This window comes from Pseudomonas sp. LTR0 (genome assembly GCF_036630035.1).
Lineage (GTDB): Bacteria > Pseudomonadota > Gammaproteobacteria > Pseudomonadales > Pseudomonadaceae > Aquipseudomonas > Aquipseudomonas putida_Y.
This window is the reverse complement of the sequence record NZ_CP123734.1, coordinates 4,183,936-4,208,278: the sequence shown is the minus strand read 5'-3', so window position 1 is coordinate 4,208,278 and position 24,343 is coordinate 4,183,936. Positions and strand designations below refer to the sequence as shown.

24 protein-coding genes are annotated in these 24,343 nt (G+C 62.8%); 14 read left to right on the top strand and 10 right to left on the bottom strand.

What is annotated here, in order from left to right:
* Positions 1-780, top strand: coding sequence for a ferredoxin-NADP reductase (fpr, locus tag QCL51_RS19305; protein WP_003252381.1), 780 nt, complete (start codon positions 1-3; stop codon positions 778-780).
* Positions 781-965: 185 nt separating this feature from the next.
* Here fpr and QCL51_RS19300 read toward each other — a convergent pair whose 3' ends face one another.
* Both QCL51_RS19300 and QCL51_RS19295 read right to left on the bottom strand, forming a co-directional pair.
* Complete coding sequence (locus QCL51_RS19300) at positions 966-1,460, bottom strand: SprT family zinc-dependent metalloprotease (RefSeq protein WP_021785867.1); 495 nt, start codon at positions 1,458-1,460, stop codon at positions 966-968.
* A gap of 131 nt (positions 1,461-1,591) precedes the next feature.
* Complete coding sequence (locus QCL51_RS19295) at positions 1,592-2,191, bottom strand: Yip1 family protein (RefSeq protein ID WP_003252385.1); 600 nt, start codon at positions 2,189-2,191, stop codon at positions 1,592-1,594.
* A gap of 262 nt (positions 2,192-2,453) precedes the next feature.
* Between QCL51_RS19295 and ttcA the strand changes: the two genes are divergently transcribed.
* Both ttcA and QCL51_RS19285 read left to right on the top strand, forming a co-directional pair.
* Positions 2,454-3,278 (top strand): tRNA 2-thiocytidine(32) synthetase TtcA, encoded by an 825-nt coding sequence (gene ttcA, locus QCL51_RS19290; protein ID WP_014592121.1) that lies wholly within the window; start codon positions 2,454-2,456, stop codon positions 3,276-3,278.
* 4 nt (positions 3,279-3,282) lie between these two features.
* Positions 3,283-3,954, top strand: coding sequence for a DNA-3-methyladenine glycosylase I (locus QCL51_RS19285; protein ID WP_010952703.1), 672 nt, complete (start codon positions 3,283-3,285; stop codon positions 3,952-3,954).
* A 103-nt stretch (positions 3,955-4,057) separates the two neighbouring features.
* Here QCL51_RS19285 and QCL51_RS19280 read toward each other — a convergent pair whose 3' ends face one another.
* Genes QCL51_RS19280 through arsC form a run of 3 tightly spaced genes read right to left on the bottom strand, consistent with a single transcriptional unit; the run spans position 4,058 to position 5,419 of the window.
* Positions 4,058-4,471 (bottom strand): DUF2069 domain-containing protein, encoded by a 414-nt coding sequence (locus QCL51_RS19280; RefSeq protein WP_021785866.1) that lies wholly within the window; start codon positions 4,469-4,471, stop codon positions 4,058-4,060.
* Positions 4,464-5,069, bottom strand: coding sequence for an NAD(P)H:quinone oxidoreductase (wrbA, locus tag QCL51_RS19275; protein WP_101196200.1), 606 nt, complete (start codon positions 5,067-5,069; stop codon positions 4,464-4,466). The genes QCL51_RS19280 and wrbA overlap by 8 nt, the downstream gene beginning before the upstream one ends.
* The gene (gene arsC / locus QCL51_RS19270) at positions 5,066-5,419 is read right to left on the bottom strand and encodes an arsenate reductase (glutaredoxin) (protein WP_101196199.1); all 354 of its coding nucleotides are present in this window, start codon (positions 5,417-5,419) and stop codon (positions 5,066-5,068) included. Before arsC ends, wrbA begins: the two co-directional genes overlap by 4 nt.
* 85 nt (positions 5,420-5,504) lie before the next feature.
* Here arsC and QCL51_RS19265 point away from each other — a divergent pair, with 85 nt between their 5' ends.
* Positions 5,505-5,969 carry a peroxiredoxin family protein gene (locus tag QCL51_RS19265; protein ID WP_010952706.1) on the top strand — a complete coding sequence of 155 codons (465 nt, stop codon included), beginning with the start codon at positions 5,505-5,507 and terminating at the stop codon, positions 5,967-5,969.
* Positions 5,970-6,085: 116 nt separating this feature from the next.
* Here the strand turns inward: QCL51_RS19265 and QCL51_RS19260 are convergent, their stop codons facing one another.
* The 4 genes from QCL51_RS19260 to QCL51_RS19245 all read right to left on the bottom strand — a co-directional run bounded on the left by QCL51_RS19260 (position 6,086) and on the right by QCL51_RS19245 (position 10,983).
* The gene (locus QCL51_RS19260; protein WP_021782541.1) at positions 6,086-6,490 is read right to left on the bottom strand and encodes an META domain-containing protein; all 405 of its coding nucleotides are present in this window, start codon (positions 6,488-6,490) and stop codon (positions 6,086-6,088) included.
* Positions 6,487-6,924, bottom strand: a complete 438-nt coding sequence (locus tag QCL51_RS19255) for a hypothetical protein (protein WP_021782540.1) — start codon at positions 6,922-6,924, stop codon at positions 6,487-6,489. Before QCL51_RS19255 ends, QCL51_RS19260 begins: the two co-directional genes overlap by 4 nt.
* A 31-nt stretch (positions 6,925-6,955) precedes the next feature.
* Complete coding sequence (locus QCL51_RS19250) at positions 6,956-7,945, bottom strand: 2-hydroxyacid dehydrogenase (protein WP_021782539.1); 990 nt, start codon at positions 7,943-7,945, stop codon at positions 6,956-6,958.
* A gap of 284 nt (positions 7,946-8,229) precedes the next feature.
* Positions 8,230-10,983 carry a response regulator gene (locus tag QCL51_RS19245; protein WP_084850385.1) on the bottom strand — a complete coding sequence of 918 codons (2,754 nt, stop codon included), beginning with the start codon at positions 10,981-10,983 and terminating at the stop codon, positions 8,230-8,232.
* A 193-nt stretch (positions 10,984-11,176) separates the two neighbouring features.
* Between QCL51_RS19245 and QCL51_RS19240 the strand changes: the two genes are divergently transcribed.
* The 10 genes from QCL51_RS19240 (at position 11,177) to QCL51_RS19195 (ending at position 23,950) form a co-directional block, all read left to right on the top strand.
* Entirely contained in the window at positions 11,177-11,896 is a 720-nt protein-coding gene (locus QCL51_RS19240; RefSeq protein ID WP_021782537.1) for a response regulator transcription factor, read from the top strand.
* 3 nt (positions 11,897-11,899) lie between these two features.
* Entirely contained in the window at positions 11,900-13,291 is a 1,392-nt protein-coding gene (locus tag QCL51_RS19235) for a sensor histidine kinase (protein WP_338444033.1), read from the top strand.
* Positions 13,292-13,432: 141 nt separating this feature from the next.
* Entirely contained in the window at positions 13,433-14,332 is a 900-nt protein-coding gene (gene cysM, locus QCL51_RS19230) for a cysteine synthase CysM (RefSeq protein ID WP_003252416.1), read from the top strand.
* Positions 14,333-15,691, top strand: a complete 1,359-nt coding sequence (rlmD, locus tag QCL51_RS19225) for a 23S rRNA (uracil(1939)-C(5))-methyltransferase RlmD (protein ID WP_021782535.1) — start codon at positions 14,333-14,335, stop codon at positions 15,689-15,691.
* A gap of 96 nt (positions 15,692-15,787) precedes the next feature.
* Positions 15,788-18,028 carry a GTP diphosphokinase gene (relA, locus tag QCL51_RS19220; protein ID WP_021782534.1) on the top strand — a complete coding sequence of 747 codons (2,241 nt, stop codon included), beginning with the start codon at positions 15,788-15,790 and terminating at the stop codon, positions 18,026-18,028.
* A gap of 123 nt (positions 18,029-18,151) precedes the next feature.
* Positions 18,152-18,985 carry a nucleoside triphosphate pyrophosphohydrolase gene (mazG, locus tag QCL51_RS19215; RefSeq protein WP_028698018.1) on the top strand — a complete coding sequence of 278 codons (834 nt, stop codon included), beginning with the start codon at positions 18,152-18,154 and terminating at the stop codon, positions 18,983-18,985.
* A 26-nt stretch (positions 18,986-19,011) separates the two neighbouring features.
* Positions 19,012-19,551 (top strand): DUF2058 domain-containing protein, encoded by a 540-nt coding sequence (locus QCL51_RS19210; protein WP_021782532.1) that lies wholly within the window; start codon positions 19,012-19,014, stop codon positions 19,549-19,551.
* Between the two features lie 307 nt (positions 19,552-19,858).
* Positions 19,859-21,199, top strand: coding sequence for a cytochrome C (locus tag QCL51_RS19205; protein WP_084850382.1), 1,341 nt, complete (start codon positions 19,859-19,861; stop codon positions 21,197-21,199).
* A gap of 4 nt (positions 21,200-21,203) precedes the next feature.
* Entirely contained in the window at positions 21,204-21,695 is a 492-nt protein-coding gene (locus QCL51_RS19200) for a sorbitol dehydrogenase (protein WP_021782530.1), read from the top strand.
* Complete coding sequence (locus tag QCL51_RS19195; protein ID WP_021782529.1) at positions 21,692-23,950, top strand: GMC family oxidoreductase; 2,259 nt, start codon at positions 21,692-21,694, stop codon at positions 23,948-23,950. Before QCL51_RS19200 ends, QCL51_RS19195 begins: the two co-directional genes overlap by 4 nt.
* A gap of 99 nt (positions 23,951-24,049) precedes the next feature.
* Here the strand turns inward: QCL51_RS19195 and QCL51_RS19190 are convergent, their stop codons facing one another.
* A complete protein-coding gene (locus QCL51_RS19190) occupies positions 24,050-24,232 on the bottom strand; it encodes a hypothetical protein (RefSeq protein ID WP_021782528.1) in 183 nt (60 codons plus the stop codon).
* Between the last annotated feature and the right edge of the window lie 111 nt (positions 24,233-24,343).

Sequence of the window (24,343 nt, the reverse complement as noted above, 5' to 3'; positions counted from 1 at the left end):
ATGAGCAACATGAACCACGAACGTGTCCTCAGTGTGCACCACTGGAACGACACCCTGTTCAGCTTCAAGTGCACCCGCGACCCGGGCCTGCGCTTCGAGAACGGTCAGTTCGTGATGATCGGCCTGCAGCAGGACAACGGCCGTCCGCTCATGCGTGCCTACTCCATCGCTTCGCCGAACTGGGAAGAGCACCTTGAATTCTTCAGCATCAAGGTGCCGGACGGCCCGCTGACCTCGCAGCTGCAACACCTGAAGGAAGGCGATGAGATCATCATCAGCAAGAAGCCTACCGGCACCCTGGTGCTCGACGACCTGAATCCTGGCAAGCACCTGTACCTGCTGAGCACCGGCACTGGCCTGGCGCCGTTCATGAGCGTCATCCAGGACCCGGAAACCTACGAGCGCTTTGAAAAAGTGATCCTGGTGCACGGCGTGCGCTACGTGAACGAAGTGGCCTACCGCGAGTTCATCACCGAGCACCTGCCGCAGAACGAGTTCTTCGGTGAGTCGGTTCGCGACAAGCTGATCTACTACCCGACCGTGACCCGCGAGCCGTTCGAAAACCAGGGCCGTCTGACCGACCTGATGCGCAGCGGCAAGCTGTTCAGCGACATCGGCCTGCCGCCGATCAACCCGCAAGACGACCGCGCGATGATCTGTGGCAGCCCGAGCATGCTCGACGAGACCAGCGAAGTGCTGGACAGCTTCGGCCTGAAGATCTCCCCGCGCATGCGCGAGCCGGGTGACTACCTGATCGAGCGTGCCTTCGTCGAGAAGTAAGGCGCAGATGGGTTCAGGAAGGCGACTCTCGGGTCGCCTTTCTTATGCCTGGGATTTGTGCATTGCCTGTTCCGGCCCTTTCGCGGGTAAACCCGCTCCTACAGGTGCAGCGCACGTCTCGGGAATTGTACGAACGCTGTAAGAGCGGGCTTGCCCGCGAAGGGGCCGGTGCTGGCAAACCCGGTCTATTCGACCCGCGTCTCACCGCTGTACACCAGGATTTCCCGACACCGCTTGCACAGGTATCGTCGCCCCTGGCGCACCAGCCTGTGCCGCTGCGCGGTAAACGGGAAATCGCTTTTCGGGCATGGGCAGCGGTAGATATAGCGGGTCACTGCGCGCCGTTGCACGTCATAGTTGTGGCAACGATTGGGCGGCAGCTCATAAACCCCGCGCATGATCAATTGCCACTCTTCACCGTGGGCCTGGATGCGGTCGCCAAACAGTTGGTGGGCAACCAGGTGTGCCACTTCATGGGCCACGGTCTGGCGCAGGAAGTCTTCCTGGTTTTCGCGGTAGAGCTGCAGGTTGAAGCGCAGCAGATTCTCGTGCAGGTGGGCGACACCGGCTTTTTGCCCGCGCAGTTTGAAGCTGACTTCCGGGCGCGGGAAGCGGCGTTTGAAAAAGGCTTCGGCTTGCTGGTAGCAGGTTTCGACGCGTTGTTTGAGCTGCTCGGGCATGGCGGGGCGGTTCTCCTGGCCAGGCATTATGCCGCAAGCGCAGGTGGCTTGCCGAGTCACCGGTCAGCGCACAGCCAGAGGCCGCCTCGCGGCGGCCCCTGGTTGATGCCCCAGTGTTGTTTCAGTCTGTTTTAGTTGGTGTAGACGGGCCCCACGCCCAGTCCCCAGATAATGACGGTAGCGGCCATGATAGCCACCAGTACCACCAAGCCTACTGCCAGCACCGAGCTGGAGAACAGGAAGCCTTCATCTGACGGTATGTTCATGAACGTTGGCAAGCCGACATACAGCAGGTATACCGTGTAGCAGATAGCGGCAGTGCCGATCAGCATGCCCAGCCAGAGATGCGGGTAAAGCGCCGCCAGGCCGCCGATGAACAAGGGTGTGGCGGTGTAGGTGGCAAAGGCGATGCATTGCGCCATGGACGGGTTGGCATCGTAGGTTCGGGCCATCCAGTGGATGAACGCGCCCATTACTGCCACCCCGGCCAGCATGGCCAGGTATGACATGATGCTCATCCAGATAGCGCTTTCCATGGTCAGCATCACTGCTGGTCGGTCACCGATCACCCAGCCAACCTGGGTAGTGCCGATAAACGCCGAAACGGCAGGAATCGCCGCGAGGATCAGGGTGTGCGTCAGGTACATGTGGCTGATGGTTTCTTCTTCGCCACGAATCTCCCGCCATTCCTGATCGGGATGGGTAAACAGCCCCACAACGTGATGAATCATGCCGATCACTCCTCTCAATGTTGCCAAACGCCCCCCACATGGAGCGCAAGCGGCCCGAGGCCCTAACACCGATGCAAGCGGTAATGTGGCCTTATGTGGCAGTATAGGAAGCCGTTGCCCGCATAAACCGTGCTTTTTAGAGCAAATTGCGCTGTAAGCGGTGCTGTTGATTACATTGAAGTCTTTATCGGAATGCCTACAGCGGCGCTGCGTTTGTGCGTAAAATAGCCGGCTTTTGTCACACCTCGCGGATTCAAGCGCTATGGGCACCCTTTCGGTCAACCAGAACAAACTGCAAAAACGCCTGCGTCGTCTCGCCGGCGAAGCCATCACCGACTACAACATGATCGAGGATGGCGACAAGGTCATGGTCTGCCTGTCCGGCGGCAAGGACAGCTACACCATGCTCGACGTTCTGTTGCACCTGCAGAAGGTGGCACCGATCACGTTCGAGATCGTGGCGGTGAACATGGACCAGAAACAGCCGGGCTTCCCTGAGCACGTATTGCCGGCGTACCTCAAGGAACTGGGGGTCGAATACCACATCGTCGAGAAGGATACCTACTCGGTGGTAAAGGAGCTGGTACCCGAAGGCAAGACCACTTGCTCGCTGTGTTCGCGCCTGCGCCGCGGTACCCTGTACACCTTTGCCGACGAAATTGGCGCTACCAAGATGGCGCTGGGGCATCACCGCGACGACATCGTCGAAACCTTCTTCCTCAACATGTTCTTCAACGGCGCGCTCAAGGGCATGCCGCCGAAGCTGCGCGCCGACGACGGCCGCAACGTGGTGATCCGCCCGCTGGCCTACTGCAGCGAGAAGGACATCCAGGCCTACTCGGACATGAAGGAATTCCCGATCATCCCGTGCAACCTGTGCGGCTCGCAGGAAAACCTGCAGCGCCAGGTGGTCAAGGACATGCTGGTGGAGTGGGAACGCAAGCACCCGGGCCGTACCGAGAGCATCTTCCGTGCCCTGCAGAACGTGGCACCGTCGCAGTTGGCCGACCGGAACCTGTTTGACTTCACCAGCCTGAAGATCGACGAAAACGCTACCCCGCGTTTCCTCGACGTGCTGAACATCTGAGCCCATGCGCGATTACCAGTGGTTGCATGAGTACTGCCTGAACCGTTTTGGTTCGGCCCAGGCGCTGGAGGCTTTCCTGCCGCAGCCGCGCACGCCGGCGCAACTGCGCGACATCAGTGACGACCGCTACCTGTCGACGCTGGCCCTGCGGGTGTTTCGCGCCGGGCTCAAGCACAGCCTGGTGGACGCCAAGTGGCCGGCGTTCGAGCAGGTGTTCTTCGGCTTCGATCCGGAGAAAGTGGTGTTGATGGGCGCCGAGCATCTGGAGCGGTTGATGCAGGATGAGCGCATTATCCGCCACCTGGGCAAGCTCAAGAGCGTGCCGCGCAATGCGCAGATGGTGCTGGATATCGCCAAGGCGCATGGCAGTTTTGGGGCATTCATCGCCGACTGGCCAGTGACCGACATTGTCGGCTTGTGGAAGTACCTGGCCAAGCACGGCAACCAGTTGGGTGGGTTGTCGGCGCCACGGTTTTTGCGCATGGTCGGCAAGGACACGTTCATCCCAACCGATGACATGGCGGCGGCGTTGATTGCGCAGAAGGTGATCGACAAGCAGCCGACCAGCCAGCGTGACCTGGCTTTGGTGCAGCAGGCGTTCAACCAGTGGCATGCAGAGAGCGGGCGGCCGCTGTGCCAGTTGTCAGTGATGCTGGCGCATACCGTCAACCATTGAGTCTTGTGTTGCTCCCATTCGCGGGCACGCCCGCTCCCACCGGTACTGCACAGGCCTTCAGCGCGGTGCGATTCCTGTGGCAGCGGGCACGCCTGCGAAAAATCTAACTGCCTTCGCCCGCCATGCGCCGCTCATGCTGGAACTTCCAGCGCACGTACAGCAACCCGGCAATGAACAGCCCCAGGCTCACCAGCACTTCAAGCCAGCCGAATACCGCCCGGGCCGGGTCGAACGCCGCCAGCACGCCCTTGATGAAATAGATATTCACCACGAAGCAGGTCCAGGCATGCGCCCGGGCGCTGCCTTTCAGCATGCCTGGCAGCAGTAACAGCAACGGCACCAGTTCGATCGCCAGAATCACCTCGACCCGGGCCCCATGCAGGTTGGCGAACCACAGGTTGTTCACCACCAGCAGGGCGATCAGGCCGAAGAAGCATGCCAGGCTCAATGCCCGGGTCAGGCGCAGGCGTGGTACCAGCCATTGCAGCGGCGGCAATACCTTGGGCTTTCTAGCCACGCGTGGCCTCCAGGGCCTTGGCCGTGGTTGCCAGGCGTTGGCCCAGGGCGCGGCACAGGGCGATTTCGTGGGGGTCGAGTTCGCGCTTGCCATCGGCGCCTGCGTGGTGGCTGGCGCCATAAGGCGTGCCCCCGCCACGGGTCTCGAGCAGTGCCGACTCGCTGTAGGGCAAGCCCATCACCAACATGCCGTGGTGCATCAGCGGCAGCATCATCGACAGCAAAGTCGTTTCCTGGCCGCCGTGCAGGCTGGCGGTGGAGGTGAACACGCCAGCCGGTTTGCCGACCAGCTCACCGCCTAGCCAAAGGCTGCTGGTGCCATCCAGGAAGTACTTGAGTGGCGCTGCCATGTTGCCGAACCGGGTCGGGCTGCCCAGTACCAGGCCTGCGCAGTGGCGCAGGTCATCAAGGCTGGCGTACAGCGCGCCACTGGCCGGAATATCCGGGGCCACCGCTTCGCATTCGGTGGAAATCGCGGGCACCGTGCGCAGGCGTGCCTCCATGCCGGCCAGCTCGATACCGCGGGCGATGTGCCGGGCCATTTCGCTGGTCGCTCCATGGCGGCTGTAATACAGCACCAGGATGTAGGGCGCGCTCACGACAGGATCTCCAGCACTTTCTCTGGCGGACGACCGACCACGGCCTTGTCACCGGCAACCAGGATCGGCCGCTCGATCAGCTTGGGGTGCTGGGCCATGGCCTCGATCAGTTGCGCGTCGGTCAGTGCCGGGTCGGCCAGGTTAAGCGTTTTATATTCGTCCTCGCCGCTGCGCAGCAATTGGCGCGGGGCGATGCCCAGCTTGCCGAGCAGGGCCTTGAGGGTGGCAGCGTCGGGCGGGGTTTCCAGGTAGCGCACGATGGTCGGGGCCAGGCCGCGGGCTTCGAGCAGTTCAAGGGCGCCGCGGGATTTTGAGCAGCGCGGGTTATGATAGAGCGTGAGGTCAGTCATGTCGGGTCGCATCCAGCTGGGTGTGGCGGCTATTCTAACCGCAGCGACTGACCAATTTGCTTTAAAACTCGAGAAGGATTGACCCATGGCAAGGCGTCTGGCAGCAGTACTGGCCATCACCGCGAGCCTGTTGCTCGGTGGTTGCGGTGCCGATTACGGCGTGGACCAACACGGTAATACGGTTAAGGCCGAACAGATCGAAGGGCACTGGCTGGTGCTCAACTACTGGGCTGAGTGGTGCGGGCCGTGCCGTACCGAAATCCCGGAACTGAACGCAGCGGCCAAGCAGTGGGCGGCTGATGGCGTCAAGGTGGTGGGGGTGAACTTCGATGGCCTGCAGGGGCAGGACCTGAAGCAGGCTGCCGAAACCCTGGGTATCGGTTTCACCGTGCTGGCCCAGGACCCGGCCGAGCGCTATGACCTGCCGCGCAGCGAGGCGTTGCCGGTGACCTACATCATTGACGACAAGGGCAAGGTGCGTGAGCAGTTGATGGGCGAGCAGACCCTGGAAGGGTTGCAGGCCAAGATCAAGGCCCTGAAAGGCGCCTGATGCCGGAGGGGCCGCTTTCGCGGCCCTTCGCGGGCATGCCCGCTCCCACAGGGGGACAGTCCAAACTGTGGGAGCGGGCGCGCCCGCGAAGGGCCGCAAAGCGGCCCCGGCAATCCTCAGCCTTCCTCAGGCCAGAAGCGCAGCGGCTTGCCTTCGGCCGGCCAGAAGCGTATCTGCTCCACCGGTGACACATCCCAACGCTCAACCGTTTCCAGCGCCTGCAGGAAGCGCTTTTCCTGTTCCATCAGCGCGGGTGCGCACAGCTTGCGGGTCTTGCCGACCTTACCAAAGCTGAGGTGTTCGCCATCCAGCGTGTAAGGCGCAAACCAGTGGTTGCAGCCGCCGTTGCCATAGGCACGGCCGTCGCTGGCCAGGGTCAAGGTCAGGTGGCTGTAGTCGATCAGTGGTCGTTCGCCAATCCACTCCAGCACGTAGCTGCGCTCCTGCTGCAGCTTGGAAGGTTCTGTGGCGCAGCCGAGCAGGCCGGTTGCAATCAGCACGCCGGTCAGCAGATTTTTCACTCGGCGCTCTCCTGGCAACGTGGGCACAGGTGTTTTTCGCCACGGCTGGTCCAGCCCAGCTCTGCAATACGGGCGCTGGCCGCCGGTTGACGAGCTGCCTTGCCGAGCTTGGCGTCTACCGCGAACTCGAAGCCCAGCACCGCATCGCAGTTATCGCATTCGACCTGCCAGGTGAGGATTTCCAGCTCGTTGAACACCGGGCCGCTCGCCACGGCAACCCACTGGCCGCGTGGGTTGATCAGGTGGCGCACGCTTTCCACGGTCAGGCGCATGGACAAATCCTTGCTGCCCTTGAGCGTGACCAGCAGGCTGTCGCCTTTGTGCATCGAGCCGCCGTTGCCAGTGACCTGATAGCGGCCCGGCACCAACGCACGGCACTCGATCAGGGTGTGTTGCGGGTTGAAAAGGGTGTAGCGAAAATCGTGTTCGACCATGGGTCCTCCAGAAATGCCGCGTATCCTAGCACTAACCCATCACCAGATTCTGTGGATTGCCTGCCGCCCAGCGGTTGATGTTGTGCAGTGTGGTCGCGGCAATGGCATCCAGCGCCTCGCGGGTGAGGAAAGCCTGGTGGGCGGTGATGATTACGTTGGGGAAGGTCAGTAGCCGAGCCAGCACATCGTCTTGCAAGGGCAGGTCGGAGCGGTCCTCGAAGAACAGTTGGGCTTCTTCTTCGTAGACGTCCAGGCCCAGGTAGCCAAGCTGGCCGCTTTTCAGTGCGTCGATCAGCGCAGGGGTGTCGACCAGCGCACCGCGACCGGTGTTGATCAGCATGGCGCCGGGCTGCAACTGGGCCAGGCTTTGCGCATTGATCAGGTGGCGAGTGTGCTCGGTCAACGGGCAGTGCAGGCTGATGATGCGGGCTTCGCGCAACAGCTCGGGCAGGGGCATGTAGCGGGCGCCAAGGGCCAGCAGCTCCGGGTTGGGGTAGGGGTCGTACGCCAGCAACTGGCAGCCGAAACCGGCCATGATGCGGGCAAAGGCGGCACCGATCTGGCCGGTACCGACCACCCCGACGGTTTTGCCGTGCAGATCGAAGCCGGTGAGCCCGTGCAAGGTGAAGTCACCTTCGCGAGTGCGGTTGTAAGCCCGGTGCAGACGCCGGTTGAGTGCCAGGATGAGCGCCACGGCATGCTCGGCAACCGCGTGTGGCGAGTAGGCCGGCACCCGCACCACGGTCAGGCCCAAGCGCTCGGCGGCGGCCAGGTCGACGTGGTTGTAGCCGGCCGAACGCAGGGCGATCAACCGCGTGCCGGCGGCGGCCAGGCGCTGCAGCACCGGCGCGCCGAGATCGTCATTGATGAAGGCGCAGACCACCTCAAAGCCATCTGCCAGGGCGGCGGTGTCGAGCGTCAGGCGGGCGGGCTGGAAATGCAGCTCCAGGGTGGTGCCGCGGGCAGCCTCGGTGAAGCTTTCCTGGTCGTAGTGCTGGCTGCTGAACAACAGGACGCGCATGGTGGGGCTCCTTGGGTTGGTTGCTGGCTGTGAGATCGAGCGCCGCCCGCGCGGCACAGCGCGAGCTCCTACGTTTGTTTCGGCCCAATTATTCCTGAGGATGTGCGCGCGAGCATTTTGCTGCATGGCGCGATATCACGTTGGACGAACAAAGCGGTCGCGCGCGTCTGGCACAGGCGTTACTGGCCCGAAACAAACGTAGGAGCGAGCATGGCTCGCGATGCGCCGCGCGGGCGGCGCTCGATCTCACAGGCGCCGCATGCTCCAAGCCAGGCCCCATGCGCTCACACATTCAGCCGGGCCTGCGCAGCCAGGCGACCGATCGCTGCATCCAGTTCATCCAGGGCCTGCTGCGCCAGCAGACTGTCCTGCTTCAGCAATGTCTCGCTACGCTGACACGCTGCCCTTAATTGCGGCACACCGCAATAGCGCGAGGCACCGTTCAGACGGTGTACTTGCTCGATCAGGCCATTGTGGTCGTCGGCTGCGCGGGCGGCGCGTATGGCTTCGCGGTCGGTATCCAGCGAGGCCAGCAGCATGCTCAGCATGTCAGCCGCCAGATCTGGCTTGCCAGCGGCCAGGCGCAGGCCCTCTTCGGGGTCGAGTACCTTCAGTTCGTCACCGTTGGGCAGTAGCTCGGCCTGCGCCTGCTGGGGTGTGCCCAGGCTCAGGCCGGTCCACTTCATCACCACCTGGGCCAGTTGCCGTTCGCTGATCGGTTTGGTCAGGTAGTCGTCCATACCGCTGTGCAATAACGCGCGCTTCTCGTTGGCCATGGCATGGGCCGTGAGGGCGACGATCGGAAGGGGGTTGCCGCTTTGGGTGTTTTCCCATAGGCGAATCTGTTCGGTACAGGCGCGGCCGTCCATGCCGGGCATCTGCACATCCATCAGCACCAGGTCGAACAGCTCGTCCTGCACGGCCTGTACCGCCGCATAACCATTGTTGACGGCCAGTACCTCGGCACCCAAGTCTTCGAGCAGGGTTTTTACCAGCAGCAGGTTGGCGGCGTTGTCGTCGACGCAGAGTATTTTCGGTCGGCGCTGGCCATTGACGCTGTTGACATCGGCCAGCGGGCGACGTGGTTGTACCAGTTCCAGCAAGAGACGCCGCAGCTTGCGGGTACAGGTCGGCTTGGACAGCAACTGGCCATGGCCGTTGGGCAGGTATGGGTGGTAAAGCGCCTGTTCGGTGGTCGGGCACAACACCACGCATTGGCAGTGGTAACGCTCGAGCTGCTGGTGATAATGGCCCAGTTGCTCGGGCGACAGGTTACCCAGGTTAGCCCCGAGCACGGCGAACTCGAACGGCAGGCCAGCCTGGCTGGCGGCCTGCACCCCTTGCAGCAACAGGTCATAGGAGCCGAACAGGCTCACGCTGAGGCCGCAGTCTTCCAATTGGTGTTCCAGCGCCTGGCGTGCCAGTTCGTGGCCATCGACAATGGCGGCACGGCGGCCAAGCAACGGCTGCGGTGGCAGGGCTTCGACATCGTCATGAGCCTTGGGCAGGTTGAGGCTGATCCAGAACTGCGATCCTTCACCCGGGGTACTGTCGACGCCGATCTCGCCGCCCATCTGTTCGATCAGGCGCTTGGAAATCACCAGCCCCAGGCCGGTGCCGCCGGGCTGGCGGGCCAGTGAGTTGTCAGCCTGGCTGAAGGCCTGGAACAGTGTGCGCACATCCTGTGGTGACAGGCCGATGCCGGTGTCCTGCACGCTGATGCGCAACTGCGCGCAGTCTTCGTGCTCGTCTTCCAGCATGGCGCGCACGACGATGGTGCCTTCGCGGGTGAACTTGATGGCGTTGCTGACCAGGTTGGTGAGAATCTGCTTGAGCCGCAATGGGTCGCCAACCAGGGAAGCAGGCGTGTCGCGGTAGATCAGGCTCAGCAACTCCAGCTGCTTGGCGTGGGCGGCCGGAGCGAGGATGGTCAGGGTGTCCTGGATCAGGTCACGCAGGTTGAACGGTATGCTGTCGAGCACCAGCTTGCCGGCCTCGATCTTGGAGAAATCGAGGATCTCGTTGATGATCCCCAGCAAGTTGTCAGCAGATTTCTCGATGGTGTTCAGGTAGTCGAGCTGGCGCGGTGTCATCTCGCTTTTTTGCAGCAGGTGGGTAAAGCCGAGGATGCCGTTGAGCGGGGTGCGGATTTCGTGGCTCATGTTGGCCAGGAACTCCGACTTGATACGGCTGGCCTCAAGTGCCTCTTTGCGCGCCATGTCCAGCTCGATGTTCTGGATTTCGATGGTTTCCAGGTTCTGGCGCACGTCTTCGGTGGCCTGGTCGATGCTGTGCTGCAGTTCTTCGTGGGCGTTTTGCAGGGTTTCGGCCATGCGGTTGATGCCGTGGGCCAGTTCGTCCAGCTCATGGCTGCCCATGGTTGGCAGGCGTTCTTCGAGGTGGCCGTCCTTGAGCTGATTGACCGCGTGCTTGATGCGTTCGATGGGGTCGTTGATGGTGCGGCTCATTCGCAGCGCCAACAGGCCGCTGAGTGCCAGGCAGGCGAGGATCAGCAACAGGCTGGTAAACAGGTTGCGGTAGCCGCGCAGCAGCGTGCCGTCGTGCGACAGCTCGATCTCTACCCATCCCAGCAGGCGCTCGGCTTCGGCCGGCACGGCGTCGGTGGCCAGGTCGCGATGGTGGCCGAACACGGGCATCAGGTAGCGGGTGGCGTCGTTACCGCTGCGCTGCAGGAGTTGGGTGCCAGTACCGCCGCTGGGCGGCAGGTTGAGCATGCTCGGGCCTGCGTGGGCCAAGCGCTTGCGGTCGGGGGCCAGAAACGCAACTGCGCGCACATCGGCCTGCTCCAGGGTTTGTGCGGCAATTCTCTCCAGTTGCGCAGGCGCGAGCCGGGCCATGGCGGGTGCGGCCAGTGGCGCCAGTTGTTCGGCGATCATTTTGCCGCGCTGCAACAGCTGGGTGCGCAGGTCGTTCTGTTGCAGCCAGGTGAAATAGCTACCCAGCACCAGGGCCATCAAGCCGGCCGGTAGCAGTGCCAGCAGCAGGACCCGACTGCGGATTCCCAAACGATCGAGCACACTCGCCTCCTTTGATGTGCCTGGATGCCGTCAAGTGGTAACGGCCAAGCCGCGAAGTTACTCCGCCTGCCGCACCATTGCATCTCTTTAGTATGTGTCATGCGCTGTTGCCGGGGTTATGGTCACAGCGCGGTTGCCTGGCAGGTGGCGAATACTCAATAATCGCTCAATTGAGAATTAGTGGCAGTTGCCAATGAATCCTGTAGCTATTTACAACTCCAACATCCTTGCCATCGAGGACGACCCGGTTCTTGGCGCCTATCTGCAAGAAGAGCTGCAGCGCGGCGGCTTCCAGGTCACCTGGTGCCGCAATGGCCTGGAGGGCCTGGAAAAGGCTGGCCGCCAGGCTTTCGATGTTGTGCTCATGGATATACTGCTGCCCGGGCTTGACGGGCTGGACGCCTTGGCACAATTGCGCAGGCGCAGCGCCACGCCGGTAATCCTGATGTCGGCGCTGGGGGCCGAGGCCGACCGTATCAGCGGCTTTCAGCGCGGCGCCGACGATTACCTGCCCAAGCCATTCAGCATGGCCGAGTTGCAGGTGCGCATCGAGGCGATTCTGCGCCGCGTGGCCCTGGAACGGCGGCATCAGGGCCCGCTGGAACCAGCCAACGGCGGCGGGCTGCAGTTCGACGAGGGGCTGTGTGACGTGTGCCTGGATAGCCGCCTGGCGGGCCTGACCCCCAGCGAATATCGCCTGCTGGACATACTGAACCGCAACCTCGACGAGGTCCTCAGCAAGCCGTTCCTGTACCAGCAGGTGTTGCAGCGCGGCTATTCACGGCATGACCGCAGCCTGGACATGCACGTCAGCCAGATCCGCCGCAAGCTAAAGGGCATTGGTTATCACGAACGGCAGATCCGCACCGTGTGGGGCAAGGGTTACGTGCTCAGTGCCGGCGAGGCGGAGTGAACCATGCTCGACCGCCATTCGCTGTTCTGGAAGCTGGCCGTCTTGCTGGTGGGCTTCTGCCTGCTGATGATCGGCCTCAGTTACACCTGGGGCCGGCACATGGAAACCCAGAACGCCTTCCTCTCGGAGCCGGCACGGCAGACCTTGCGAGGTTATGCCGCCGAAGCTGAGCAGGCCTGGCGCAGCGGCGGGCGGGCAGGGCTGGACCAGTGGGTGGCGGCCATGCATCAGCGCGAACGGGGCTGGGTGGGCGTGCTCGACATCAACCTGCGCCCGCTCGACAACGCCACACTCAACCCGCAGATCATGCAGCGTCTGACACGCCTGCGGGGTGTCGATTGGCCGATGAGTCGGCGTAGCGTCGACCAGCCGTGGGTGCGCATACCGTTCCCGGGGGCCCCGGAGCAGGGGATGCTGGTGATCGAACTGCCGCAGCGCTTCAATCCGGGCCAGCACCGCTTGCTGTGGCGCATCGTCACCAACGGCATCATTCCGGGGTTGTTCACCTTGCTGTTGTGTGTAGGCCTGTACCGCATGTTGATCGTGCCGCTGAATCAACTTCGCGAGCAGGCCAATGCCTGGCGGGCCGATCAACTGTCGGCCCGCCTGGACTCGCGCACCATCGCCCGGCATGACGAGCTGGGTGAGCTGGCGCGTGCCTTTGACCAGATGGCTGAGCGGCTGCAAGGCACGGTGGCTATGCAGCAGCAGTTGCTGCGCGACCTGTCCCACGAAATGCGTACGCCGCTGAGCCGGCTGCGGGTGGCCTGCGATGGTGAAACCGACCTGCAGCGTCTGCGTGATCGCCTGATCCGTGAAGTGGACTGCATGCAGCAACTGGTCGAAGACACTCTGCAACTGGCCTGGCAGGACGCCGAGCGTGCACCGATGAACCTGGAACCGATCGAGGTCCACGCCTTGTGGGAGTTGCTGGCCGAAAATGCCAGCTACGAGAGCGGCTGGTCGCCTGCGCAATTGCGCTGCGAAGTACCGGCCGACTGCTGGGTGCAGGGCAACCTCAACCACCTGGCTCAGGCGCTGGAGAACATGTTGCGCAATGCCATTCGTCACTCGCCGGCCGAGGGTGTGGTGCGGCTGGGAGGCCAGCGCGAAGGCGGTTATTGGTGGCTGTGGCTGGAGGATGAAGGCGGCGGAGTGGCTGAAGAGGACCTGGAGCGGATCTTCGCGCCGTTCTCGCGGCTGGACGGTTCTCGGCCGGGGGATGGGGGCTTCGGTCTGGGCTTGAGCATCGCCCGCAGTGCCATTCAGCGCCAGGGCGGGACCTTGTGGGCGCAGAATGGCAAACGCGGGTTGCGCTTGTGGATGAGGTTGCCGTTGCATGTGCCGGCCTTTTCGCGGGTAAACCCGCGCCTACAGGGATCCGCTAGCCTTTAGGCGCGTTTTTACCCGCGAAGAGGCCCGCACATGTCTCACCGTTATAGCTTGTAGCTATATGCACTACAGATTGCGTGATATGGCCGCGAAGGGTTTGCCGGTATGATAGGCACCCCGCCGTCCGGATTGCGAAATACGCCCATGACCGTGCAGTACCCAACCATCGCCGATTGCGTCGGCAATACGCCACTGGTTCGCCTGCAGCGCATCGCTGGCGAAACCAGCAATACCCTCCTGCTCAAGCTTGAAGGTAACAATCCCGCCGGCTCGGTGAAGGACCGCCCGGCACTGTCGATGATCGCTCGCGCCGAACTGCGGGGCCAGATCAAGCCGGGCGATACCCTGATCGAAGCCACCTCCGGCAACACGGGCATTGCCCTGGCGATGGCGGCGGCGATCAAGGGCTACAAGATGATCCTGATCATGCCCGACAACTCCACCGCCGAGCGCAAGGCCGCCATGACGGCCTATGGCGCCGAGCTGATCCTGGTGACCAAGGAGGAGGGTATGGAAGGCGCCCGTGACCTGGCCGAGAAGCTGCAGGCCGAAGGCCGTGGCCTGGTGCTCGACCAGTTCGCCAACGGCGACAACCCGATCGCCCACTACAACAGCACCGGCCCGGAGATCTGGCAGCAGACCCAGGGCACCATTACCCATTTCGTCAGCTCCATGGGTACCACCGGTACCATCATGGGCTGCTCGCAGTACCTCAAGGAACAGAACCCCGCGGTGCAGATCATCGGCCTGCAACCGATGGAAGGCTCGGCCATTCCGGGCATTCGCCGCTGGCCCGAGGAATACCTGCCGAAGATCTTCGACGCCACCCGGGTCGACCGCGTGGTCGATATGTCGCAGCAGGAAGCCGAAGACACCACCCGTCGCCTTGCGCGTGAAGAGGGCATTTTCTGCGGCGTGTCTTCTGGTGGTGCGGTGGCGGCCATGTTGCGCCTGTCCCGCGAAGTGGAAAATGCCGTGATGGTTGCGATCATTTGCGACCGCGGCGACCGTTATCTGTCCACTGGCCTGTTTGATCCACGCTAAATGTCCAAGAAAAAAAGCAACAGCGGCCTGCGCTTCCAGCCGGCCGGCGGCAATCGCACCCCCCAGGTCCCCGTGGGCAAGAAGCAGCGCCTGGACATCGAGCGCCTGGCCGGTGACGGCCGTGGCATCGCCTTCCTCGACGGGCGTACCTGGTTCGTCAGCGGCGCTTTGGCCGGTGAGGTCGTGGAGGCGCGGGTGCTCAACGCCCGTGGCAAAGTGGTCGAAGCCCGCCTGGAGCGGTTGCTGCAGGCCGGGCCCGAGCGCCGTGAGGCGCCATGTCGCTACTACGCCCGCTGCGGTGGCTGCAACCTGCAGCACCTGCCGCACGAAGCGCAACTGGCGCTGAAGCAGCGCACCCTCGCCGAGCAGCTGCAGCGGGTGGCCGGCGTGCAACCCGAGGAATGGGCCACCCCCCTGAGCGGGCCGGAATTTGGCTACCGGCGCCGGGCCCGTGTGGCTGTGCGTTGGGACGTCAAGGCGCGTCAACTGGAGGTGGGCTTCCGCGCCGAAGCCAGCCAGGACATCATTGCCATCGACGATTGCGCCGTGCTGGTACAGCCCTTGCAGTCGATTCTGCGCCACTTGCCGACTGTGCTGCGCTCGTTGAGCAAACCGCAGGCGCTGGGCCATGTGGAGCTGTTCAGTGGCACCGCCGAGGCGGTTCTGGTGCGCCACGTCATGCCGTTGCCGGCTGAGGACCAGGCCAGGCTGCAAGCGTTCTGCGAGCAGGCCAATGCCCAGCTGTGGCTGCAAGGCGAAGGTGAGCCGGCGCCAGTGGACCCAGCGGCGCAGTTGGGCTTTGCCCTGGCACCCTGGCAGCTGGAGCTGGCCTGGCGCCCGGGCGATTTCGTGCAGGTGAATGCCCAGGTCAATACCGCGATGATCGAGCAGGCCTTGGCCTGGCTCGCGCCACAGGCCGACGAGCGTGTGCTGGACTTGTTCTGCGGGCTGGGCAACTTTGCCCTGCCGCTGGCTCGCCAGGCGCGTGAGGTGGTGGCAGTGGAAGGTGTACAGGCCATGGTCGATCGGGCCGCGGCCAATGCCCGGAACAACAATGTGCATAACGCACGGTTTTTTCAGGCCGATTTATCGCAGCCTTTGGCAGGCACCGGATGGGCCGCCGAGGGCTTTTCTGCGGTACTCTTGGATCCACCGCGCGACGGTGCTTTCGAGGTGGTGCAAGGCATCGCCCGCCTCAAGGCCAGAAGGCTGGTCTACGTATCGTGCAACCCGGCCACGCTGGCGAGAGACGCCCAAGTGCTGGTCGGCCAGGGGTACCGGTTAAAAAGGGCCGGGATTCTCGACATGTTTCCTCAGACGGCGCATGTCGAGGCCATGGCGTTATTCGAAGCGGGCTAGCTGACTGGCCCCTTGGTGCGGTTGCCACGGAAGGGCGGCCGCACGGTGATCGCCAGCACACCCGTATGGTGTGCTGCATGGAAAGGTAAAACAAAGATGGTACAGGTGAGAGTGCACCAGCCGGTCAACACAGACGGCAGTATCAATCTCGAAGCATGGTTGGACCATGTGGTAAGCGTCGATTCGGCACTGGATCGCGCAGCGCTGAAAGAAGCCTGCGAGTTTGCTCTTGAGGTAGAGAAAAAGGGCAACCCGGCCAAGCATTCCTGGGCGGATGGTACGTCCAGCTTCCAGGCTGGCCTGGAAATCGCCGAAATTCTGGCTGACCTCAAGCTCGACCAGGATTCCCTGGTGGCTGCGGTCATCTACCGTTCGGTGCGCGAGGGCAAGGTCACCCTCGCCGAGGTCAGCCAGTGTTTTGGCCCGGTGGTGTCCAAGCTGATCGACGGCGTGCTGCGCATGGCCGCCATCAGTGCCAGCCTCAGCCCGCGACAGTCGCTGGTGCTGGGCTCGCAGGCGCAGGTCGAGAACCTGCGCAAGATGCTGGTGGCCATGGTCGACGACGTGCGCGTGGCACTGATCAAGCTGGCCGAACGCACGTGCGCAATCCGTGCGGTCAAGTCCGCCGACGATGAGAAACGCCTGCGCGTCGCACGTGAAGTGTTCGATATCTATGCGCCACTCGCGCACCGCCTGGGTATCGGTCACATCAAGTGGGAGCTGGAAGACCTTTCTTTCCGCTACCTGGAGCCCGACCAGTACAAGCAGATCGCCAAGCTGTTGCATGAGCGGCGGCTGGACCGCGAGCGCTTCATCAGCGACGTGATGACCCAGCTGCAGAACGAGTTGCTCGCCACTGGCGTAAATGCCGACATCAGTGGTCGGGCAAAACATATCTATTCGATCTGGCGCAAGATGCAGCGCAAAGGCCTGGAGTTCAGCCAGATCTACGACGTGCGTGCGGTGCGCGTGCTGGTGCCGGAAATCCGCGACTGCTACACCGCGCTGGGCATCGTGCACACCTTGTGGCGGCATATTCCCAAGGAGTTTGACGACTACATCGCCAACCCCAAGGAGAACGGCTACCGCTCCTTGCACACGGCGGTAATCGGCCCTGAGGGCAAGGTGCTGGAAGTGCAGATCCGTACCCACGGCATGCACGAAGAGGCCGAGCTTGGGGTATGCGCGCACTGGCGCTACAAGGGCACCGACGTCAAACCCAGCTCCAACCACTACGAAGAGAAGATTTCCTGGTTGCGCCAGGTGCTGGAGTGGCACGAAGAGCTGGGCGACATCGGTGGCCTGGCCGAGCAGTTGCGGGTCGACATCGAGCCTGACCGGGTTTATGTGTTCACGCCCGACGGCCACGCCATCGACCTGCCCAAGGGCGCCACGCCACTGGACTTCGCCTACCGCGTGCACACCGAGATCGGCCACAACTGCCGCGGCGCCAAGATCAACGGCCGTATCGTGCCGCTGAACTACAGCCTGCAGACTGGCGAGCAGGTGGAGATCATCACCAGCAAGCACGGCAACCCCAGCCGTGACTGGCTGAACTCCAACCTGGGCTACGTCACCACCTCGCGGGCGCGGGCCAAGATCGTCCACTGGTTCAAGTTGCAGGCCCGCGACCAGAACGTTGCAGCCGGCAAGACCTTGCTTGAGCGCGAGCTCAGTCGTCTGGGCCTGCCGCAGGTTGATTTCGAGCGCCTGGCCGAGAAGACCAACGTCAAGACTGCCGAGGACATGTTTGCCGCGCTCGGTGCTGGTGACTTGCGCCTGGCTCATCTGGTCAACGCTGCCCAGCAGTTGCTGGAGCCCGAGCGTATCGAGCAGATCGAACTGGTGCCGCGCAAGCCTACCGGGCCGCGTACCGGCAAGCGTGGCGACATTCAGATCCAGGGTGTCGGCAATCTGCTGACACAAATGGCCGGCTGCTGCCAGCCGCTACCGGGCGATGCCATTGTCGGTTACATCACTCAGGGCCGTGGCGTGAGCATTCATCGCCAGGACTGTGCCTCGGTACTGCAACTGGCGGGCAAGGAGCCAGAGCGCATGATCCAGGTGAGCTGGGGGCCGATCCCGGTGCAGACCTACCCGGTCGACATCGTCATCCGTGCCTACGACCGCCCGGGTCTGCTGCGCGATGTGTCGCAGGTGCTGTTGAACGAGAAGATCAACGTGCTGGCGGTGAACACCCGTTCGAACAAGGAAGACAACACCGCGCTGATGTCGCTGACCATCGAGATCCCTGGCCTGGACGCGCTGGGGCGCCTGCTGGGGCGGATCTCGCAGTTGCCGAACATCATCGAGACGCGGCGTAATCGTACCCCTTGAGACCGTGGCGCCAGCTTCGCGGGCTTGCCCGCTCCACAGGATGGATGCAGGTTTCAAAATCTGCACCGTACCTGTGGGAGCGGGCAAGCCCGCGAAGAAGCCACCACCGAAGGACCTGCCTGTATGACCTACACCCTTGACGACCTGCTGCATCTCATGGCCCGCCTGCGCGACCCGCAGTACGGCTGCCCGTGGGACCTGAAGCAGAACTACGCCAGCATCGTCCCGCACACCCTCGAAGAGGCCTACGAGGTCGCTGACACTATCGAGCGCGGCGATTTCGAGCACCTGCAAGGCGAGCTGGGCGACTTGCTGTTCCAGGTGGTCTACTACAGCCAGCTGGCCCGCGAAGAAGGGCGTTTCGAGTTCGATGGCGTGGTCGACAGCATCACCCGCAAGCTCATCCGCCGCCACCCGCACGTATTCCCCACTGGCGAGCTGTACGCGCCGGTGGATACACCCAGCCTGAGCGAAGCCCAGGTCAAGTCGCGCTGGGAAGAAATCAAGGCCGAAGAGCGCGCGGAGAAGAGCCAGCCCGAACAGCTGTCGCTGCTTGATGACGTGCCGGCAACCTTGCCGGCGCTGTCGCGGGCAGCCAAACTGCAAAAACGTGCGGCCACGGTCGGTTTCGACTGGCCGGCGGCGTTGCCGGTGCTGGACAAGGTCCGCGAAGAGCTGGATGAAGTGCTGCAGGCCATGGCCGACGGCGACGCCGATGCACTGGAAGATGAAGTCGGCGACTTGCTGTTTGCTGCGGTCAACCTCGCCCGCCACCTCAAGCAAGACCCAGAGCATGCGCTGCGCCGCGCCAATCGCAAGTTCGAACGACGTTTCCGTTTTATCGAACAGGCATTGCGCGACAGTGGCCGCCCCATTGAAGATTGTGACCTTGACGAGCTGGATGCCCTTTGGGGTGAAGCCAAACGTCAGGAAAAGAACCTGCCCAGCTGCGGCTGAGCTGTTGCATAAGTGAGTGAGTATTCATGAGCCTTTCCCTTCGCGACCAATTGCTCAAAGCCGGTCTGGTCAACCAGAAACAGGTCTCGCAGACCAACAAAGCTGAAAAGAAACAGAAGCGCATGGAGCACAAAGGCCAGGTCGAGATCGACGACAGCCAGCAGCGCATGGCCAAGGAAGCCATGGCTGAAAAAGCCAGGCGTGACCAGGAACTGAACCGCCAGCAGCAGGAAAAGGCCGAGCAGAAGGCCCGTGCCGCGCAGGTCAAGCAACTGATCGAGGCCACTCGACTGCCCAAGCTGAACACCGAGGATTACTACAACTTCGTCGACGACAAGAAGGTCAAGCGCATTGCTGTCAACGCCCTCATGCGTACCAAGCTGAGCAATGGTGCGCTGGCCGTGGTAGCCCATGCCGGTGGTTACGAGGTTATCCCCCGTGAGGCCGCATTGAAGATCCAGGAACGCGACCCCGACCGTATTCTGCTGCTCAATAGCCATGTCGAGGAAGCGGACGAAGACGACCCGTACGCGGCTTACAAGATCCCTGATGATCTGATGTGGTAAACAGGAAATCACCGCCCTGGCGGTAACGCGGTTCATTCAAGATCGCCAGGGCTTCTTTGCGGCCCTTTCGCGACGCAAGGTCGCTTCTGCGGCCATCGTGAAATACGCGTTGGTTCGCAGCTCGCCGAACCGGCGCGATCAGTCAGCTGCGCCATTGCCTTGGTTCCTTCCGTTCGTCGGACATTTCCTAGGGTTCTGGCACAGCGGCTAGCCTCCAGCTTAGCGTCAGGGATAGCGCTGAACATTCGGTCCAGGAAGGGCCAGTACGCCTCGTCGTCCCGACGCTTTATCTGCTGAGGAGACGACAATGAAAATAACCCTGAAACGGTTGGCGTGCCTGGGTGCGAGCTTCACCAGTGCGCTCGCCATGGCCGATGCGGCCAGCCCGCCGGTGCTGTCACCTGCGGTTCCCTTCGACGTCACCGCCAATCCCCCCTTCACGCTGGACAGCTTGCAACACGATTTCGACGTGCTGTCGTGGCAGACCTTCGTCGCCCTGAACTGGCCCGCCAACGCCGACGGCAGCGCCAACACCTCGGCGCAGATCGGCGCACCCGGAAAGACGGTGTGGGAGTCGTGGAAAGAAAGCTACGAGATCTTCCTGCCCAAGGGACAGAAACCTGTTGGCTGGGACCAGCAGGCGCCAGTGCCCGCGGCCTGCCAAGGCAAGGGTGACTTGCCGGTGCTGCAGCAGATGGGCAAGGTCGCCGGCGTGCTCGATGAGTTCATCCAGCCGTTCAAGACCGGCCCGTTGGTCGACCAAAGTGGCACTTACACGCGCAACGCGATCATGGTCAACAAGCCGATGTTCGATGACATCGTCAACAATGGCCTGTACAGCAAGGAAGGCCAGCAAGCGTTCCTGAGCAAGGCCGACAACCGCATTGCTTTCGCCTGCGGTTCGCAAAAAGCCCGGCAGGTTGGCGCGATCATGGTCAAGTCGGCCTGGAAAGTGCTCGATGGCAGCGACAACCCGCAGGAATTCCACGCCGTCGACGCGCTGGTCTATACGCCCGGCAATGCCGACCCGAACAAGGGGGCGGTGATCCCCGAGTCGTGCAATGCACAAAAGGTCGGACTGGTAGGCCTGCACATCGTGCACAAGACCCAGGGCGCACCGCAGTGGGTATGGTCGACGTTCGAGCACGTGCGCAACGTGCCGGAAAAGACCACGCCAATGAACGAGCGCAAGGGGCCCTACCTGTTCTACGACGCCCAGGCCAGCGATCGCCCGGTGAACGAGCCGCCCGCGCAACCGTGGGACCCGTCGAAGAAGGCCATCCCCTCGCAGATCGTGCGTGAAATTCCCGTCACCGCCGCCACCCAACAGCTCAACGCGCAGTGGCAAGGTGCGCTCAAGGGCACGGTGTGGGCCAACTACCACCTGATCAGCACCCAGTGGCCCACCGCCCCGGCCGATGACTGCCAGGTGCCGTCGCCGACCAACCCGTTAGGTACGCCTGCGCCGAACTTCCTGGCCAACGCCACCCTGGAGACCTACAACCAGGGCACCACCCCACAGGCCTCGTCCAGCTGCATGGAGTGCCACAACAACGCGACCACCCGCGTGACTCAGTCACCGCGCACCAGCTTCGCCGATTTCACTTTCCTGCTTGAACGTGCCCAATCCACCGGCGCCAAGGAGTGATGCCATGAGCGACCAGAACCTGCAAAACTTCATCGGCTTGTCCGCCGTGCTCACTGGCCTGTCGGCCAAGCTGCTGGCGCCGTCCGTCGACCCGATCAACCTGCCGCCGGTGTTCTTCGCCACCGCCCAGCAAGGCATGGGCCTCGAGGCGTTCAGCAGCCTGCTGGAGCTGTACGCCGGCATCCAGAGCCAGCCGCCTGCGCAAATCGCCAGTGCCGTGCTCGATAACGCGAACCCGCAAATTGCCCAAGGCGCCCGCTCGATCATGAAGCTGTGGTTGCTCGGCAGTTGGTATCAACCCTACGACCTGGGCAACGCGCGCACGGGTGATACGCGTGTGGTCTCCGACCAGGCCTACAAGGAGAGCTGGGCGTGGAAGATCGCCCAATCCCACCCCATGGGCTACAGCCAGTTCCATTTCGGATACTGGGGTGAGCAGCCACCGACCCTTAAGCAATTCACCGGTGTCGACGCCAAGGAAGGGCAGCAGCCATGAGCAATGTACAAACCCAGAACATCGAAACCGCCGATGTGATCGTGGTGGGCGCCGGCATGGCCGGCAGTGTCATGGCCTACCAGTTGGGCCTGGCCGGGTTGAAAGTGCTGGTGCTCGAATCGGGCCCGGCCATTCCGCCGAATCGCAGCGAGTACCTGGAGCGCTTCTACACCGCGGTGCTCAAAGCGCCCGAGTCGCCGTACCCACCTGAGCAGAGCGAGCAGACCCCGGCCACGCAGTTCGCGCCAAGGGCGACCATCCAGGACCTGATCACCGCGGGTAGCCAAGACCCGAACAAGGCGCAGAAGAGCTACCTTGTGCAGAAGGGGCCGCAACTGTTCGCCAGCACTTACGAGCGGGTAGGCGGGGGCACCATGTGGCACTGGATGGGTACGGCCTTGCGCCTGCTGCCCAACGACTTTCGCATGCGCACTGCCTACAACGTCGGGGTCGATTGGCCGATCAGTTACGACGACCTGCAGATCGCCTACTGCCGCGCCGAAGAGGAGATGGGCGTGTCTGCCGACGTCGCCTCGCAGACTTACCTGGGCGTGACCTTCCCGCATGGCTACAAATACAGCATGCATGGCATCCCGCCGTCGCTGGTCGACCAGGGCCTGGGCAAGAACGTCACGGGGACGGTGTACCAGAGCCCGGAGAAGGGGCCCGACGGCAAGCCGTACCCAGGCGTCACCCTCAATGTCCGGCAGACCCCGGCCGGGCGCAACTCGCAGAATGATAACGGCCGCCGAGTGTGCGCTGGCAACACCAGCTGCACGCCGATCTGTCCGATCCAGGCCAAGTACGACGCCACCGTGACCATGGCCAAGGCACTGGATACCGGGAACGTGCGCATCCTCTACCAGACCGTGGCAAGCCAGGTGCAGGTCGATGCCAATGGGGTCACGGGAATCGATTTCATTCAGTACCAGAACAATGGTACGCGCCAGAACGGCACGGCCCAGGGCAAACGTTACGTGATTGCCGCCCACGCGATCGAAACACCGAAACTGCTGCTCAACTCCATCGGCCCGAACAGCCCTAAAGGGGTCGCCAACAGTAGCGGCCAGGTCGGCCAGGCGTTGGCTGACCACCCGGTGTACCTGGCCTGGGGCCTGATGCCCGAAGGCAAGCCGCTGTTCCCGTTCCGTGGGCCATTGTCCACCTCGGGGATCGAGGACATGCGCGATGGCCCGTTCCGCAGCCAGCGTGCCGCCTGGCGTATCGAAATCGGCAACGAGGGCTGGAACTGGTCGGTAAACGACCCCTACACCTCAGTCTGCGATTTCATCGACGGCACCAACCATGGCGGCGCTAACCCCAACAAGCTGGCATTGTCCGGCCAGGCGCTGGTGCAGCAGCTCAATAGCGTGCTGACCCGCCAGTTCCGTCTGGGCTTCTTGATCGAACAGGTGGAGAAAGACCCTGACAAAGCGCTTTGCCGGGTGGAGAGGAGCACGGAGTTCACCGACGGCCTGGGCCTGCCTCGGCCACAGATCACCTACGAACTGTCCGACTACACCAAGGAGGGTTTCAAGCAGGCGCGCCTGGCCGCCACGCACATCATCACCGAGCTGATGGGCGCCACCGAGCTGACCGACCTGAACCCTAAGCTCGAGCCCGGTTCGCAAACGGTGTTCGAGTACGACGGCCAGAACTACGCGTTCTACGGCGCTGGCCACTTGATGGGCACCTACCGCATGGGCTCGGACCGCACCAAGTCGGTGGTGGACAAGGATCAGCGCAGTTGGGACCACCCCAACCTGTTCCTGGTCGGCGACGGCGTGTTCCCCACCACCGGCACCGCCAACCCGACCTTGACCATTACCGCGTTGACCTTCCAGGCCGCTGACGTGGTGGCCAGCGACCTGCTTAAGTGCACCGTACAGGTGCAGGCCAACCAGGCTTGGCAGGGCACGGGCATGCAGGTCAATGGGCAGAGCTGGCAGTTGGCGGTCTGTACGGGCGGGCAGTGGACGGCCAACCCGGCCACCGGGATGGTCGGCGCGGCGGGCAACCCAAGGTTGATCGCGAAGTCCGGTTATGCCTTGCCCGGTCAACCGGAAGGGGCGTTGATCGGGCGTATCGGCAACAGCGGCGTGCCGTTCCTGGTCGGCAACCAGGTGCAATTGCCGCGTGGCCAGCAAGGTGAGTTGCAGTTGTGCATCAATGACGACCTGGACGGGCGTTACGGGGCTGGCCTGAGCGATAACCTGGGCAGTCTGTCGGTGGAGGTGCGTTTCGGGGTGGTGTAGGCCCTGTCATGACAACCCCACAATGCTCCGGTAATGCGCGGTATTGTGGGGTTGTTCTCTGAGCCCAGATCAATCATGGGGTCGCAACAAGGGGCAGGGTCATTGCGTGGCGCGCTGGTTTTCCAGGTCTTCAAGCTCTACGCGGTATTGGTGTGCTTCGTGTTCGTTATGGAACATGCCCACCAGTTGGCCTTGTTGGTACACATCCCAGATCCGCACGCCAGCGGCCAGGCCTTCGTGGGACATTTTCGATTCGTCGCGTTCGGTTACTTGGACAGTCATCGGTAAACTCCACTTCTTCAAGATGGCTGCGACAGTGTGTCGCACACCCTCTTTATAGAGTTTGTTAGCAGACTAAGTAAGTAAAACAGGCATGAAACAAGTTTCATGAAG

What these genes read in the sequence shown, in the direction of transcription:
- fpr (WP_003252381.1), top strand. Translation starts at nt 1, where the DNA reads ATGAGCAACATGAACCACGAACGTGTCCTCAGTGTGCACCACTGGAAC.
- QCL51_RS19300 (WP_021785867.1), bottom strand. Translation starts at nt 1,460, where the DNA reads ATGCCCGAGCAGCTCAAACAACGCGTCGAAACCTGCTACCAGCAAGCC.
- QCL51_RS19295 (WP_003252385.1), bottom strand. Translation starts at nt 2,191, where the DNA reads ATGATTCATCACGTTGTGGGGCTGTTTACCCATCCCGATCAGGAATGG.
- ttcA (WP_014592121.1), top strand. Translation starts at nt 2,454, where the DNA reads ATGGGCACCCTTTCGGTCAACCAGAACAAACTGCAAAAACGCCTGCGT.
- QCL51_RS19285 (WP_010952703.1), top strand. Translation starts at nt 3,283, where the DNA reads ATGCGCGATTACCAGTGGTTGCATGAGTACTGCCTGAACCGTTTTGGT.
- arsC (WP_101196199.1), bottom strand. Translation starts at nt 5,419, where the DNA reads ATGACTGACCTCACGCTCTATCATAACCCGCGCTGCTCAAAATCCCGC.
- QCL51_RS19265 (WP_010952706.1), top strand. Translation starts at nt 5,505, where the DNA reads ATGGCAAGGCGTCTGGCAGCAGTACTGGCCATCACCGCGAGCCTGTTG.
- QCL51_RS19255 (WP_021782540.1), bottom strand. Translation starts at nt 6,924, where the DNA reads ATGGTCGAACACGATTTTCGCTACACCCTTTTCAACCCGCAACACACC.
- QCL51_RS19250 (WP_021782539.1), bottom strand. Translation starts at nt 7,945, where the DNA reads ATGCGCGTCCTGTTGTTCAGCAGCCAGCACTACGACCAGGAAAGCTTC.
- QCL51_RS19240 (WP_021782537.1), top strand. Translation starts at nt 11,177, where the DNA reads ATGAATCCTGTAGCTATTTACAACTCCAACATCCTTGCCATCGAGGAC.
- QCL51_RS19235 (WP_338444033.1), top strand. Translation starts at nt 11,900, where the DNA reads ATGCTCGACCGCCATTCGCTGTTCTGGAAGCTGGCCGTCTTGCTGGTG.
- cysM (WP_003252416.1), top strand. Translation starts at nt 13,433, where the DNA reads ATGACCGTGCAGTACCCAACCATCGCCGATTGCGTCGGCAATACGCCA.
- rlmD (WP_021782535.1), top strand. Translation starts at nt 14,333, where the DNA reads ATGTCCAAGAAAAAAAGCAACAGCGGCCTGCGCTTCCAGCCGGCCGGC.
- relA (WP_021782534.1), top strand. Translation starts at nt 15,788, where the DNA reads ATGGTACAGGTGAGAGTGCACCAGCCGGTCAACACAGACGGCAGTATC.
- mazG (WP_028698018.1), top strand. Translation starts at nt 18,152, where the DNA reads ATGACCTACACCCTTGACGACCTGCTGCATCTCATGGCCCGCCTGCGC.
- QCL51_RS19210 (WP_021782532.1), top strand. Translation starts at nt 19,012, where the DNA reads ATGAGCCTTTCCCTTCGCGACCAATTGCTCAAAGCCGGTCTGGTCAAC.
- QCL51_RS19205 (WP_084850382.1), top strand. Translation starts at nt 19,859, where the DNA reads ATGAAAATAACCCTGAAACGGTTGGCGTGCCTGGGTGCGAGCTTCACC.
- QCL51_RS19200 (WP_021782530.1), top strand. Translation starts at nt 21,204, where the DNA reads ATGAGCGACCAGAACCTGCAAAACTTCATCGGCTTGTCCGCCGTGCTC.
- QCL51_RS19195 (WP_021782529.1), top strand. Translation starts at nt 21,692, where the DNA reads ATGAGCAATGTACAAACCCAGAACATCGAAACCGCCGATGTGATCGTG.
- QCL51_RS19190 (WP_021782528.1), bottom strand. Translation starts at nt 24,232, where the DNA reads ATGACTGTCCAAGTAACCGAACGCGACGAATCGAAAATGTCCCACGAA.